This window comes from Roseomonas indoligenes, assembly GCF_017813365.1.
Classification (GTDB): Bacteria; Pseudomonadota; Alphaproteobacteria; order Acetobacterales; family Acetobacteraceae; genus Roseomonas; species Roseomonas indoligenes.
Genome location: NZ_JAGIZA010000007.1, coordinates 49,181 through 61,918, shown reverse-complemented (window position 1 = coordinate 61,918; position 12,738 = coordinate 49,181). Strand labels below are relative to the sequence as shown.

At 71.7% G+C, this 12,738-nt stretch carries 14 protein-coding genes; 9 read left to right on the top strand and 5 right to left on the bottom strand.

Translation table 11 applies throughout. The features are described 5' to 3' along the window. Positions 1–547: 547 nt before the first annotated feature. Together J5Y10_RS13275 and accD are read right to left on the bottom strand one after the other, a co-directional pair. Complete coding sequence (locus tag J5Y10_RS13275) at positions 548–1,903, bottom strand: bifunctional folylpolyglutamate synthase/dihydrofolate synthase (RefSeq protein ID WP_209374277.1); 1,356 nt, start codon at positions 1,901–1,903, stop codon at positions 548–550. A gap of 12 nt (positions 1,904–1,915) precedes the next feature. Further along, positions 1,916–2,815 carry an acetyl-CoA carboxylase, carboxyltransferase subunit beta gene (gene accD, locus J5Y10_RS13270; RefSeq protein ID WP_209374275.1) on the bottom strand — a complete coding sequence of 300 codons (900 nt, stop codon included), beginning with the start codon at positions 2,813–2,815 and terminating at the stop codon, positions 1,916–1,918. A gap of 188 nt (positions 2,816–3,003) precedes the next feature. On the opposite strand from accD, the gene J5Y10_RS13265 reads away from it, so the two are divergent. The 8 genes from J5Y10_RS13265 (at position 3,004) to J5Y10_RS13230 (ending at position 10,177) form a co-directional block, all read left to right on the top strand. After that, entirely contained in the window at positions 3,004–3,996 is a 993-nt protein-coding gene (locus tag J5Y10_RS13265) for a DnaJ C-terminal domain-containing protein (protein WP_209374273.1), read from the top strand. Next, on the top strand, positions 3,993–4,313 hold the full coding sequence (locus J5Y10_RS13260) for a chaperone modulator CbpM (RefSeq protein ID WP_209374271.1): 321 nt from the start codon (positions 3,993–3,995) through the stop codon (positions 4,311–4,313). Before J5Y10_RS13265 ends, J5Y10_RS13260 begins: the two co-directional genes overlap by 4 nt. After that, positions 4,306–5,244, top strand: a complete 939-nt coding sequence (locus tag J5Y10_RS13255) for a PAS domain S-box protein (protein WP_209374270.1) — start codon at positions 4,306–4,308, stop codon at positions 5,242–5,244. The genes J5Y10_RS13260 and J5Y10_RS13255 overlap by 8 nt, the downstream gene beginning before the upstream one ends. Before the next feature lie 293 nt (positions 5,245–5,537). After that, positions 5,538–6,725: an ABC transporter substrate-binding protein gene (locus tag J5Y10_RS13250; RefSeq protein WP_209374268.1), complete on the top strand. Its 1,188-nt coding sequence runs from the start codon at positions 5,538–5,540 to the stop codon at positions 6,723–6,725. Positions 6,726–6,756: 31 nt separating this feature from the next. Next, the gene (locus tag J5Y10_RS13245) at positions 6,757–7,671 is read left to right on the top strand and encodes a branched-chain amino acid ABC transporter permease (RefSeq protein WP_209374266.1); all 915 of its coding nucleotides are present in this window, start codon (positions 6,757–6,759) and stop codon (positions 7,669–7,671) included. Next, on the top strand, positions 7,664–8,722 hold the full coding sequence (locus J5Y10_RS13240) for a branched-chain amino acid ABC transporter permease (RefSeq protein ID WP_209374264.1): 1,059 nt from the start codon (positions 7,664–7,666) through the stop codon (positions 8,720–8,722). Before J5Y10_RS13245 ends, J5Y10_RS13240 begins: the two co-directional genes overlap by 8 nt. Then, positions 8,715–9,476, top strand: a complete 762-nt coding sequence (locus J5Y10_RS13235; RefSeq protein ID WP_209374262.1) for an ABC transporter ATP-binding protein — start codon at positions 8,715–8,717, stop codon at positions 9,474–9,476. Before J5Y10_RS13240 ends, J5Y10_RS13235 begins: the two co-directional genes overlap by 8 nt. Then, on the top strand, positions 9,476–10,177 hold the full coding sequence (locus tag J5Y10_RS13230) for an ABC transporter ATP-binding protein (RefSeq protein ID WP_209374260.1): 702 nt from the start codon (positions 9,476–9,478) through the stop codon (positions 10,175–10,177). The genes J5Y10_RS13235 and J5Y10_RS13230 overlap by 1 nt, the downstream gene beginning before the upstream one ends. A gap of 21 nt (positions 10,178–10,198) precedes the next feature. Here the strand turns inward: J5Y10_RS13230 and J5Y10_RS13225 are convergent, their stop codons facing one another. Genes J5Y10_RS13225 through sppA form a run of 3 tightly spaced genes read right to left on the bottom strand, consistent with a single transcriptional unit; the run spans position 10,199 to position 11,981 of the window. Then, on the bottom strand, positions 10,199–10,558 hold the full coding sequence (locus tag J5Y10_RS13225; RefSeq protein ID WP_209374258.1) for a lipopolysaccharide assembly protein LapA domain-containing protein: 360 nt from the start codon (positions 10,556–10,558) through the stop codon (positions 10,199–10,201). A 19-nt stretch (positions 10,559–10,577) separates the two neighbouring features. Then, complete coding sequence (gene ihfB / locus J5Y10_RS13220) at positions 10,578–10,907, bottom strand: integration host factor subunit beta (protein ID WP_209374257.1); 330 nt, start codon at positions 10,905–10,907, stop codon at positions 10,578–10,580. Between the two features lie 33 nt (positions 10,908–10,940). Next, a complete protein-coding gene (sppA, locus tag J5Y10_RS13215; protein WP_245214669.1) occupies positions 10,941–11,981 on the bottom strand; it encodes a signal peptide peptidase SppA in 1,041 nt (346 codons plus the stop codon). A 184-nt stretch (positions 11,982–12,165) separates the two neighbouring features. Between sppA and J5Y10_RS13210 the strand changes: the two genes are divergently transcribed. Continuing rightward, positions 12,166–12,597 carry a hypothetical protein gene (locus J5Y10_RS13210; RefSeq protein WP_209374256.1) on the top strand — a complete coding sequence of 144 codons (432 nt, stop codon included), beginning with the start codon at positions 12,166–12,168 and terminating at the stop codon, positions 12,595–12,597. Positions 12,598–12,738 lie beyond the last annotated feature (141 nt).

Sequence of the window (12,738 nt, the reverse complement as noted above, 5' to 3'; positions counted from 1 at the left end):
CGCAAGACGCCTTGCCAGGGTTGCGGCGATGGGACGCCCTCGCTGTCCAGGAATGTAAAAATTTAGTGATGAAAACGGTTACACCCGCTTCACATCACGAGACATCGAGCTAGGATGGATGGAGACTCAACAACTTGTGGTTGATTTCTCAAAATTAGCTGCACGCTTGGGTGAAGGAAGTTTTCTGTTAACTATCATCACTTGTTGCGTTCCATTGAGGCCTGTTTCCGCGGCAGCGAGCCCAAGGGTGGGCCGCACCGCTTTAGCGCAGAGGGGGATACATGCCGTCTCACGCCGCCGTCGAAGCTGTCGAAGACCTCGCCCGATACGCGCGCGCGCATGCACTGGATGACGCGGACTCGGTCCTGATGGAAATCATGGCCCTGCTGCTGCGCCCGTCGCGATGGCGCGTGGTGATCCGCTTCCGGGACAGTTACCCGGTCTCCGTGCGGATCGGCTCCGACGCCCCGACCGCCATGCGGGTCTCCATCCAGCGCCTGCGCCGGCACCGGCAAGCCCGGAGGCGGTTGGGCCTCCCAACGGGAGATCAGTCCGGCAGGCTTCCGTTGGCCTTCAGCACCTCGCCCGCCAAGTAGAGGCTGCCGCAGACCAGCACGCGGGCGGGTTCCCCCCCCTCCCGCGCCAGGGCCGCCAGCGCGTCCGCCACCCGCGGGCCAGGGCGCGCGAGGCCGCCTGAGGCGGCAACGATCTCCTCCGGCGGCACGGCCAGGTGCTGGCCGGGTTCCGCCACGGCCCAGGTCGTGGCGGCCAGCGGTAGCAGCGGGGCGAGGAAGTCCCCCACGGCCTTGGACTTCTTCATTCCCACCACGAGGTGAACCGGCCGGTCCTGCCAGGCGCGCAGCTGCGCGGCCAGGGCCACCCCCGCCCCGGGATTGTGCCCGCCGTCCAGCCACAGCTCCCAGTCCGGCGGCAGGATGTCGGCGAGCGCCCCCTGCAGGCGCTGCAGCCGCGCTGGCCAGCGCGCCGCTTCCAGACCCCGCGCGATCGCCGCCATCGTCAGCCAGGGCGGGTTCCAGGCCCGCAGGGCGGCGATGGCGATTCCGGCATTCTCCGCCTGGTGCGGGCCGGGAAGCGCGGGGCGGGGCAGGTCCAGCGCCCCGGCCGCGTCGCGCCAGCGCAGCCCGCCCCCGGACGGTTCCACCCACCAGTCGCGGTCCCGCGCCAGCAGGGGGGCGCCCAGCGCGGCCGCCTCGGCCTCCAGCACCGCCATGGCCTCGGGCGGCTGGTGGCCCGTGGCGGCGGGGATGCCGGGTTTAATGATGCCGGCCTTCTCCCCGGCGATCTTCGCCAGCGTGTCGCCCAGGAAATCCGTATGGTCCATGGAGATGGAGGCGATGCAGCAGGCCACCGGGCGTTCCACCACGTTGGTGGCGTCGAAACGGCCACCCAGCCCCACCTCCAACACCAGCAGCTCCGCCGGCACCCGGCTGAACAGCAGGATGGCCGCGGCGGTGGTGATCTCGAAGACGGTGATGGGGCGGCCGGCATTCGCCGCCTCCACCTCCTCCAGCGCGGCGGCGAAGGCCTCGTCCGTCACCAGGGTTCCGGCCAGGCGGATCCGCTCGTGGAAGCGCACGAGGTGGGGGGAGGTGTAGACGTGCACCCGCTGCCCGGCCGCCTCCGCGATCGCGCGCAGGAAGGCGCAGGTGCTGCCCTTGCCGTTGGTGCCGGCCACGTGGACCACGGGTGGCAGGCGCCGCTCCGGATGGTCCAGGGCGGCGAGGCAGACCTCCAGCCGGTCGAGGCTGAGGTCGATGAGCTTCGGGTGCAGCGCGTGCAGCCGGTCGATGATCCGCTCGGACCGCCCGGCCTCCGCCCCCGGGGCCAGGCGCAGCCCGGCGGGGGCGCCCGGGAGGTATTCGGGCGGGGCGGGATCGGCCATGGCGGGTGGACCTTACTCGGCCGGGGCGGGGGCGACCGGCTCGGGCAGCAGCACCTCGGCCGGCGCGGCCGGGCGCAGGAAGCCGATCAGGCGCGAGAGCGTCGACTTCATCGCCCCGCGGGGCACGACCATGTCGAGGATGCCGTGCTCCAGCAGGTACTCCGCCCGCTGGAAGCCCTCCGGCAGCTTCTCCCGCACGGTCTGCTCGATCACGCGGGCGCCTGCGAAGCCGATCAGGGCGTTGGGCTCGGCGATCTGGATGTCGCCCAGCATGGCGAAGCTCGCCGTCACGCCGCCAGTGGTGGGATCGCAGAGCACCACGATGAAGGGCAGCCCCGCCTCCTTCACCATCCGCGTCGCGATGATGGTGCGCGGCATCTGCATCAGCGAGACCGCGCCCTCCTGCATCCGCGCCCCGCCGGAGGCGGTGAAGACGATCAGCGGCGCGTCCTGCAGAACGGCCAGCCGGGCCGCGGTCACGATTCCCTCGCCGACGCCCGCGCCCATGGAGCCGCCCATGAAGCCGAACTCGAAGGCCGCGGCCACGGCCGGGCGGCCCTCGATCGTGCCGTGGGCCACCGCGATGGCGTCATCCATCCCGGCCTTCTGCTGCGCCTCCCGAAGGCGGTCGCCGTAGCGGCGGCTGTCGCGGAAGCGCAGGGGATCGGCCGGGGCGCGGGGCAGCTCGATCCGCTGCCAGCCGGCATCGAAGGTGTAGTCCAGGCGGCGCTGGGCGGAGATCCGCATGTGGTGCCCGCATTTCGGGCAGACGTGCAGGCCCCGCTCAAGGTCCTGGTGGAAGACCATCTCCCCGCAATGCGGGCACTTGATCCAGAGATTTTCCGGCACGTCGCGCTTGGTGCCGAAGAGCGTCTGTATCTTGGGCAGCGCCCAGTCGGAGATCCAGTTCATCGCCGCCTCAATCCGGGCCGACGCCCCTCGCCACGGGATCGTGGGGCGGGAGGACCGGCGGGGGGAGGTAGTCGCGGCGGGCCGTGCCGCGCAAGGGGCCGGCCGATTCCCGGGTCATTGCCGCCGATTCCACACGTCCTTGCGCCGGTTATGGACCGATCACGCCGCTTCGGCGTTACTCTGCCGATATGCCCCCGGACGATTCCCGCACCACCGATCCCTACAAGGTCCTGGGCGTCGGCCGCACGGCCGGCCCGGACGAAATCCGCAAGGCGTTCCGCCGGATCGCCAAGGCCAACCACCCCGACCTCAACCCCGGCGACAGCGCCGCGGAGGAGCGGTTCAAGGCGGCCAATGCCGCGCACGACCTCCTCTCCGACCCCGCGCGCCGCGCCCGCTACGACCGGGGTGAGATCGACGCCGCCGGGCAGGAGGTGCCCCCGCGCGGCTACTACCGCGACCATGCGGAGGGGCCGCAGGGCGCCCGCTACGCCGGCCGCGGGTCCGGCCGGGGCGATCCCTTCGCCGGCATGGGAATGGGCGGCGGGAACCTCGACCCCGACGACCTGGAAAGCATCCTCGGCATGTTCCGGAGCGGCGACGGGGCCGGCTTTCGCGCCGGCCCGCGCCGGGGGCGCGACGCGAACTACCGCCTGGCCGTGGACTTCCTGGACGCCGTGAACGGCGCGACCACCCGCCTGACCCTGCCCGATGGCGGCACGCTCGACGTGCGCATCCCCCCGGGCCTGGAGGACGGCCAGGTGCTGCGCCTGCGCGGCAAGGGCGCCCCGGGCGCGGAGGGCGGGGCGGCCGGCGACGCGCTGATCGAGGTCGCGGTCGGCCCCCACCCCTTCTACGAGCGCCAGGGCCGCGACCTGCTGCTGGAATTGCCTGTGACAATGCGGGAGGCGGTGCTTGGCGCGAAGGTGCCGGTGCCGACGCCGCGCGGAGAGGTGACATTGACGGTGCCGCCGCGATCCGATTCCGGCGCGCAGCTTCGCCTGCGCGGCCGCGGCGTGGCGGCCGGTGGACAGGGCAGCGGCGCCGAGCCCGCCGGCGACCTGCTGGTGACGCTGCGCCTCGTTCTCGGCCCCGTGGATGCCCGGTTGGAGGAGTTCCTGCGCGACTGGACACCGGAGGCCGCCGTCGACCCGCGCGAGGAGATGAGGAGGAAGGCATGATCGCCTTCGAGACCGTGGTGGCGCGCGTCACCGGCCTGGACCCCGCCCGGCTGGAAGCCTGGATCGCCGAGGGCTGGATCCGCCCCGTCCGGCAGGAGGGCCGCCCCGTCTTCGAGGAGATCGACCTGGCCCGCTGCCGCCTCATCCTCGAGTTGCAGGAGGAGATGGAGGTGGGCGATTCCGCCATGCCCGTCGTCCTCGGCCTGCTGGATCGCCTGCACCGCACCCGCCGCCAGCTTCGCCTCCTGGCGGAGGCGCTGGAACGGAGCCGCCATGAGAATGCCGCCGGGAATGGTCCGGGAAACAGCCATGGCTGACCCGGACCTTTCGGGCAGCGTCGGCGCGCTCAGCGCCGCAGTGCTTGGCGCCGCGCTGGAGATGGCGGGGCTGGCCGTCATCATCACCGATGCGGCGCTGGACCGGCCCGGCCCGGTGATCCGCTACGCCAACGCCCATATGGAAGCGGTGACAGGCTACACCGCGGCGGAGCTGATCGGCCGTTCCCCCCGCATCCTCCAGGGCCCGAAGACCAGCCGGACGGAGCTGGACCGCCTGCGCCGCGCCCTGCAGGCCGAGCGCCATTTCGTCGGGTCCACCTTCAACTACCGCAAGGACGGGACGCTCTACCTGAACGAGTGGGTCGTCACCGCCATCCTGGGCCCGGACGGCGAGGTGACCCACTGGCTCTCCATCCAGCGCGACGTCACCGCCGAGGGCCGGAACCACCCCGGCGCGGAGGAACTTCGGCGGCGCACCGAATCCATCCTCTCCACCCTGCGCCAGATCGCCGCCCGCAGCCCCGCCCCGCCCGAAGGGCAGGCCCTGGAGGACCGCCTCGCTGCCCTCGGCCGTGCCCAGGGCGAGACCGCGCTGGACTCGCTCCTCCGCGCCGAACTGGCGCCCTGGCCCGCCCGGGCGGTGCTGGATGGCCCGCCGGTCACGCTCGGCCCCGGCCTTGCCGGTCCCCTCGCCCTGGCCCTGCACGAGCTGGCCGCGCATGCCGCCCGCCGCGGCGCCCTGGCCACGCCCGCCGGCCGCCTGGCCGTCCGCTGGCATGTCGAGGACAGCCGCCTCGTCATCGCCTGGGAGGAGAGCGGCGTGCCCGACCCGGACGACAGCGTCCTTCGCAGCGGCTACGCCCGCCAGGTGCTGGAAGAGGCCCTGGCCTTCGCCCTGGGCGGCGAGACCCGGCTGGAACGGCGGCCGGACGGGCTGGCCTGCAGGATTTCCGTGCCCCTGGAGGGGTGACACGGGGAGAGGCCTCGCCTCTCCCGCTCAACGCCCCGGGTCGTGGACCCGAGACGTGCGGCCTGCGAAGCCGTCCCGAATTTCCAGAAGAAGATGATGGTGAGGGGTCAGAGGAGAGGAAGAACTCCTCCTTCCTCTCCCGGAGGCAGCCCGCCATGCCCGGCCTGGAACCTGCATGGGCGCGGCCGGCATGACGGTACGGGTCTCGCAAGGGCGCGGCGGCGCTCACGGGAAAGTGGACGGCCAGCGCGAAAGTATTTTAGGCTTCAACGAAACGACATGGAGGCTTCCCAATGATCCTGAACCGACGCGGCCTGCTGGCCTCTGGCGCAGCCCTCGGGCTCGGCGCCTCCTCCCTCGCGCGTCCGGCGCTGGCGCAGGGTGCGCCGCTGAAGATCGGGATGATCACCACGCTCTCCGGCGCGGGCGGCTATATCGGGCAGGACATCCGCGACGCCTTCATGCTGGCGATCGAGATGGAGGGCGGGAAGCTCGGCGGCGCCAACGTGCAGGTGCTGGTGGAGGATGACGGCTTCCGCCCCGGCCAGGGCAAGCAGGTGGCCGAGAAGTTCATCAAGAACGAGCGGATCAAGCTGCTGACGGGGATCATCTTCTCCAACATCCTCGGCGCCGTGGTGGGCGACGTGCTGGATGCCGGCGGGATCTACGTGTCGCCGAATGCCTCGCCCTCCAACCTCGCGGGGAAGGAGTGCCACAAGAACTTCTGGTCCATCGCCTGGCAGAACGACAGCCTGCACGAGAGCGCGGGGCAGCTGGCCACGAATCTCGGCCAGAAGAAGATGTTCATCCTGGCGCCGAACTACCAGGCCGGGCGCGACGCGCTGACGGGCTTCAAACGGCTCTACAAGGGGCAGATCGCGGGCGAGGTCTACACGCGCCTCGACCAGACGGACTACGCAGCCGAGATGGCGCAGATCCGCGCGGCGGCGCCGGACGGCGTGTACCAGTTCCATCCCGGCGGGCTGGGGATCACCTTCCTTCGGCAGTACGTGCAGGCCGGGCTTCTCTCCAACGTGCCGATGACGCTGGCCGCGCCTTCCATGGACGCGACGACCCTGGCGGCGGTGGGCGACGCGGCGGTCGGCATCAATCTGACGAGCCACTGGAACAGCGACTTCGACAATGCGGCGAGCAAGCGCTTCGTCGCGGCCTTCCAGCAGAAGTACAACCGGATGCCGACCTACTACGCGCAGCAGAGCTTCGACGCCGCGCTGGCGATCGGCGCGGCGCTGAAGGGCACGGGCGGCAAGGTGGACGATGCGGAGGCTTTCTACCGCGCCATGAAGCCCGCGGGTTTCGAGAGCACGCGCGGCAAGTTCTCCTTCGGCTCCAATAACCACCCGATCCAGGACTGGTACGCGCTGAAGGTGGAGAGCGTCTCCGGCAAGCCCGCGCTGGTGACGAAGGACAAGGTGCTGACGAATCACGGGGACGTCTACGCGGCGCAATGCACATTCTGATCTGCACATTCTGATCTGGGGAGTAGGCGGCGTGGCGCTTCTGCTGGAGCAGTTGCTGAACGGGGTCCAGCTTGGCGTCACGCTGTTCCTGCTGGCGGCGGGGCTGACGCTGGTCTTCGGGATCATGGGCGTGATCAACCTTGCCCATGGTTCGCTCTACATGGTCGGCGCCTATGCGGCGGCGGTGGCGGCCTCCGCCACAGGCTCCGCGATCGTCGCGCTGCTGGCGGGACTGGCGGCGGCGGCGGCCGTGGGAATGGTGGTGGAGTATGTGGTGCTGCGCCGGCTCTATGCGCGGGACCACCTGGACCAGGTTCTCGCCACCTTCGGGCTGATCCTGTTCTTCAATGAGGGGATCGTGCTGCTTCTCGGCCGGCAGCCGCTCTTCGTGAACGTGCCGGAGGCGCTTCGGGGCACGGTGCGGGTGCTGCCGGGCGTGGACTACCCGGTCTATCGCGTGGCGATCATCGCGGTGGGGCTTCTGGTGGCGCTCGGCCTTTACGTGCTGATCCAGCGGACGCGGGTGGGGATGCTGGTGCGCGCCGGCGCGACGCACCGGGAAATGGTGCGCGCGCTCGGCGTGGATGTGCGGCTTCTCTACACGATGGTCTTCGGGTTGGGGGCGCTGCTGGCGGGGCTGGCGGGGGTGATGACGGGGCCGATCCTCTCCGTGCAGGTGGGCATGGGGGAGCAGATCCTGATCCAGACCTTCGTGGTCGTCGTCATCGGCGGGATCGGGTCGGTGCGGGGCGCGCTGTTCGGCGCGGTGCTGGTCGGGCTGGTGGACACGGTGCTGCGGGCCTACGTGCCGGGACTGCTGCGCCAGGTAATGGCGGGGTCCGAGGCGGACGCGCTCGGCGCGGGCCTCGCCTCGATGGGGGTATATCTGCTGATGGCGCTGGTGCTTCTGGTGAAGCCGCGCGGGCTGTTCCCCGCCCATGCGTAACCTGTTGCGGGACGAGCGGGCCTGGGTGGTGGCGTTGCTGGCGCTGGCCGCATTCATTCCCGTTCTGGCGCCGATGCTGGACAGCCCGGCGACGGTGGGGCTGGCCACGCGGATCGTGATCTACGCGATCGCCGCCTCCTCGCTGAACCTCATCCTCGGCCATGCCGGGCTCGTCTCCTTCGGGCACGCGGCCTATTTCGGGCTGGGCGGCTATGCGGTGGGGATCCTCTACGCCCATTACGGTTCCGGCGAGCCGTTCCTGGGCTTCATCCCCGGCTCGAACAGCCTGCTGGTGACGCTGCCCGCCGCGATCCTCGTCGGCGGCATCGGGGCGGCGATCATCGGCGCGCTCTCGCTCCGCACGGCGGGGGTGCAGTTCATCATGATCACCCTCGCCTTCGCGCAGATGCTCTACTTCCTCTTCGTCTCGCTGAAGGCCTATGGCGGGGACGACGGGCTGGCGATCCGGCGCGTGGCGCCGGTGCTCGGCATGAACCTGCGGGACGCGGCGACGCTGTTCTGGCTCTGCCTCGGGCTGCTGGCGGTGTGGCTCTTCCTGATGGACCGCATCGCGCGCTCCCGCTTCGGGCGGGTGCTGGCGGGGGTGCGGCAGGGGGAGCGGCGCATGGCCGCGCTCGGCGTGCGGACCTACTTCTACAAGCTCGTCGCCTTCGTCATCGCCGGCATGGGGGCCGCGATGGCCGGGGCGCTGATGGTGAACTACCTGCGCTTCGTCTCGCCGGACATGATGGCCTGGACCAAGTCCGGGGAGCTGATGATCATGGTCATCCTCGGCGGTCTGGGCACGCTGCTCGGGCCGGTGATCGGCGCGGGCGTGCTGGTGGCGCTGGAATACACCCTCTCCGGCATCACGGAGCACTGGCAGTTCATCGAAGGGCCGATCCTGCTGCTGGTCGTGCTCTTCGCGCGCGGCGGGCTGATGGGCGCGGTGCGGCAATTGGCGGGGCGTCGCGCGCCGGCGCCCGAAGCCGTACCAGCGGGCGAACTGCCGCCGCGCGACGCGCTGCCGGAGACGGCGACCCATGGCTGAGGCCCCCGTCCTCTCCGTCCAGCACCTGGTCAAGCGCTTCGGCGGCCTGACCGCGACGGACGACCTGAACCTGGAGGTCCTGCCGGGCGAGTTGCACGCGCTGATCGGGCCGAACGGGGCGGGCAAGACGACCGCCATCGGGCAGATCATGGGCGAGATCGCGCCGGACCGCGGGCGCATCATCTTCATGGGCGAGGATGTGACGCGGCTCTCCGCCCCGGCGCGCGTGGCGCGCGGGCTGGCCCGCACCTTCCAGATCACGCAGCTGCTGGAGGATGACACGGCGGAGTCCAACGTGGCCCTCGCCGTGCAGGCGCGCGCCGGCCATTCCTTCCGCTTCTGGCGCGACGCCTCGCGCGATGCGCGGCTGCTGGAGCCGGCACGGGCCGCGCTGGAGGAGGTGGGGCTTCCCCGCGCGCGCTGGGCGCTGCCGGTGGCCGATCTGTCCCATGGGGAGCGCAAGCAGCTGGAGCTGGCCGTCGCGCTGGCGAGCCGGCCGCGCATGCTGCTGCTGGACGAGCCGATGGCCGGGCTGGGCGCAAGCGAGAGCCTGCGCATGACGGAGGTGCTGCGCCGCCTGAAGGGCCGCATCCCCATGCTGCTGGTGGAGCACGACATGGACGCGGTGTTCAGCCTCGCCGACCGCCTCTCCGTGCTGGTCTATGGCCACTGCATCGCCTGCGGCGCGCCGGAGGCGATCCGGCACGACCCGCAGGTGCGCGCGGCCTACCTGACCGAGGAGGACGCGGTCTGATGCTGGAAGTGGAAGGGCTGCGCGCCGGCTACGGGGGCGCGGAGGTGCTGTTCGACGTGAACCTGCGCGTCGGCCCCGGCGAGGTGGTGACGCTGCTCGGCCGCAACGGCATGGGCAAGACCACCACGGTGCGCGCCATCATGGGCCTCAACCCGCCGCGCGGCGGGCGGGTGAGCTTCCGGGGCGCGGTGGTGTCCGGCCTGCCGCCGGAGGGCGTGGCGCGGCGCGGCATCGGGCTGGTGCCGGAGGGGCGGCAGGTCTTCCCGACCCTGAGCGTGCGGGAGAACCTCGTCGCCACCGCCGCGGACCGGGAGAAGGCGCGGCATCCCTGGACGCTGGAGCGGGTCTTCACCCTCTTCCCGCGCCTGAAGGAGCGCGCGGGGCAGTCGGCGCGCACCCTCTCGGGCGGGGAGCAGCAGATGCTGGCCATCGGGCGGGCGCTGATGACCAACCCGCACCTGATGATCCTGGACGAGGCAACGGAAGGGCTGGCCCCCGTGATCCGGGCGGAGATCTGGACCACTCTGGCGGCCCTGAAGGCCGAGGGTCAGGCGATCCTGCTGATCGACAAGACGCTGGCGGCGCTGCGTCGCCTCGCGGACCGGCACACGGTGCTGGAGAAGGGCCGCACCGTATGGGAGGGCAGCGGGGCGGAGCTGGACCGGGACTTCGCCCGGGTGAAGGGTTGGATCGGGGTCTAGAACTGGCCCCCCGGTTCCGCCCTATCCGATGACGCGCACCGCCGTGGAGCCGGTGCCGGAATACATCGCCTGGTCGCGGGCCACGGTCTCGGCCTCCACCCGCTTGGCTTCCCTGGCGCGCAGCTGATTCAGCTCGGCCTGCGCGGCATCACCGGCGCGGATGCGGGCGCGGGCGCGGCGGCGGGAGGGGCCGCCGGCGGCCCAGGCGATGAAGGCGCCGAGCAGGAAGGCGAGCGCCGCGATCAGCAGCACGGCCAGCGCGAGCGGGGTTTGCCAGGTCAGGTCGAAGGGCCAGAAGCCGACCTGCACGGGCTGCATGTTCGAGACGGCGAACAGCACGATGACGAGGAGGAGCGGCAGGAAGAGCAATGAGCGCCACATGGGCGGAACTCCTGTGGTGTCAGCCTTCCGCAGCCTTGGCGGCGGCGATCTGGCGCGGGCTCTGGAGCGGGCCGCCATTGACCCTCTCGCGCAGCTCCTTGCCGGGCTTGAAGTAGGGGACGGCCTTGCCGGAGACCGCAACGGACTCCCCGGTGCGGGGGTTGCGGCCGGTGCGGGCATCCCGCTTCTTGGCGGAGAAGGCGCCGAAGCCCCGCAGCTCCACCCGGTCCCCGCGGGAAAGGGCGGCGGTGATCTCCTCGAAGATCGTGGCCACGATCAGCTCCACGTCGGGCTGGCGCAGATGCGGATTGGCCGCCGCCAGGGCCGCGATGAGTTCCGACTTCGTCATGCCGATGGGGTCACTGCGCGCGTCCGGGTCCGATCAACGCGGAGGCTGCCAAAGCGCCCCGGTGCCGTCAACGTGCAGCACGGTGCCAAGCCCTTCTGAAACCACGCTTTTCACGATGTGCGGCAGCGCGGCGGCCAGCGTCTCGCCGAGGGCGGTGCCGATGGAGGCGCCGAAGGTCCGCTCCCGCAGGTCGCGGGCGCGGAGCTCGCGGACCGGCAGGTCCTCCGCGATCTTGTGGGCGGCGGAGAGGTGGGCGCGCGCCTCCCTCTCCCCGCCGATGGCGTCCACGAGCCCGGCGGAGAGGGCCTGGCGCCCGGTCATGATGCGGCCATCGGCCAGCGCCCGCACCTGGTCCTCCGGCATGTGGCGCCCCTCGGCCACGCGGTGGACGAACTGGGCGTAGAGGTCCTGCACCACGGCGCGCAGCGCGGCGCGGCCCTCATCCGTGAGCGGCCGGAAGGGGCTGGGCTGGTCCTTCAGCGGGCCAGAGGTGATGGCCTCCGCGCGCAGGCCGAGGCTGCGCATGGCCTCCTGCGCGTCGAAGGACTGCAGCAGCACGCCGATGGAGCCGGTCACGCTGCCCTCCCGCGCGAAGATGCGCTCGGCGGGCATGGCGATCATGTAGCCGGCAGAGGCGGCGGTGCCGCCGAAGGTGGCGACCAGCGGCTTGGCGGCGCGGAACCGGGCCAGGGCATCGTGCAGGGACTCGCCGCCCGCCACGGTGCCGCCGGGGCTGTCCACCGCCAGGATCATGCCGCGGACCGAATCGGACTTTGCCGCGCGGTCGATCGCCTCCACCAGCCGGCGGTCGTCCGTGATGGTGCCCGAGACGGTGAGGCGAAGGATGTGCGGGCCATTGCCGAGGCCGGCGAGCGACGGCCCGTCCTCGTCCAGCGCGGCCACCGCGAGGCCCATGCCGCCGAGCACGGCCAGGACGGCGAGAAGGCGCCACAACCCGCGGCTGCGCTTCAGGCGCCGGCGATCCAGCAGAAGGTCGGCTTCCAGCCCGGCCGGGGCCATGGGCGTCGTGCCGGCCGGGGACTGGGGCGCGGGCCAGGGAGAGGGCGTTGCCATGCCGCGTCTATGCACGGCCCGCGCGGAACGCGCCAGGAGCAGCGGGGCCAGCGCGCGGCGGTCAGGCGGGCGTCACGCAAAACCCGCGCCCTGTCGCGTGACACGGGACCGCGGGCCGGGCTAGACAGGGGGCGTTCTCAAGGCCCGGCCGCCGGATGCGGGCCAATCGGACGGGACATCGCCCATGCGCCTCGCGCTCCTCGCCGTGCCGGCCCTCATCCTCGCCCTGCCGGCCCTGACCGCACCGGCCGTGGCGCAGACCGAGCTTCGCTCTCGCGCCATCGCCAACCGCGTCACCCCGCCCTCCACCGGGGATGCGACCTGCGACGACGCCGTGGCGGCCTGGCGGGCCTGCATCGCCGCCTCCCCCAAGGCGCCGGCGGACAAGGTCCAGGCGAACACCGAGGTGGACAAGTTCGTGCGCGACGTGTTCGACGCCCGCGGCCCCCATCGCGACGACCTGATCCGCGCCTGCGGACCCACCGCCTCCGGCTACCGCATGATGGTCGAGAACGGGACCTGCGCCAGCAACATCACCGGCGCGCGGGACGACCAGGCCACCCGCGTCGGCACGCCGCCCTCCGCGGTCGCGGCGCAGCGGCGGGCGCAGCGGTAAGGCTTCCGTTCTTCGCTGACGGTTTGTCCCGAGGAGGGGCGGAAGGGATTCTTCCTCTCCCCGGCGCCCTCACGATCATCTTCTAAAGGTTAGTCTGCTGTGCTGGCGGTGCGCCTCGGCTCGTGGGGCCGAGGCGGCTGC

What these genes read in the sequence shown, in the direction of transcription:
- J5Y10_RS13275 (WP_209374277.1), bottom strand. Translation starts at nt 1,903, where the DNA reads ATGGCCGATCCCGCCCCGCCCGAATACCTCCCGGGCGCCCCCGCCGGG.
- ihfB (WP_209374257.1), bottom strand. Translation starts at nt 10,907, where the DNA reads ATGACGAAGTCGGAACTCATCGCGGCCCTGGCGGCGGCCAATCCGCAT.
- sppA (WP_245214669.1), bottom strand. Translation starts at nt 11,981, where the DNA reads ATGGCAACGCCCTCTCCCTGGCCCGCGCCCCAGTCCCCGGCCGGCACG.
- J5Y10_RS13255 (WP_209374270.1), top strand. Translation starts at nt 4,306, where the DNA reads ATGGCTGACCCGGACCTTTCGGGCAGCGTCGGCGCGCTCAGCGCCGCA.
- J5Y10_RS13250 (WP_209374268.1), top strand. Translation starts at nt 5,538, where the DNA reads ATGATCCTGAACCGACGCGGCCTGCTGGCCTCTGGCGCAGCCCTCGGG.
- J5Y10_RS13230 (WP_209374260.1), top strand. Translation starts at nt 9,476, where the DNA reads ATGCTGGAAGTGGAAGGGCTGCGCGCCGGCTACGGGGGCGCGGAGGTG.
- accD (WP_209374275.1), bottom strand. Translation starts at nt 2,815, where the DNA reads ATGAACTGGATCTCCGACTGGGCGCTGCCCAAGATACAGACGCTCTTC.
- J5Y10_RS13210 (WP_209374256.1), top strand. Translation starts at nt 12,166, where the DNA reads ATGCGCCTCGCGCTCCTCGCCGTGCCGGCCCTCATCCTCGCCCTGCCG.
- J5Y10_RS13265 (WP_209374273.1), top strand. Translation starts at nt 3,004, where the DNA reads ATGCCCCCGGACGATTCCCGCACCACCGATCCCTACAAGGTCCTGGGC.
- J5Y10_RS13240 (WP_209374264.1), top strand. Translation starts at nt 7,664, where the DNA reads ATGCGTAACCTGTTGCGGGACGAGCGGGCCTGGGTGGTGGCGTTGCTG.
- J5Y10_RS13225 (WP_209374258.1), bottom strand. Translation starts at nt 10,558, where the DNA reads ATGTGGCGCTCATTGCTCTTCCTGCCGCTCCTCCTCGTCATCGTGCTG.
- J5Y10_RS13260 (WP_209374271.1), top strand. Translation starts at nt 3,993, where the DNA reads ATGATCGCCTTCGAGACCGTGGTGGCGCGCGTCACCGGCCTGGACCCC.
- J5Y10_RS13235 (WP_209374262.1), top strand. Translation starts at nt 8,715, where the DNA reads ATGGCTGAGGCCCCCGTCCTCTCCGTCCAGCACCTGGTCAAGCGCTTC.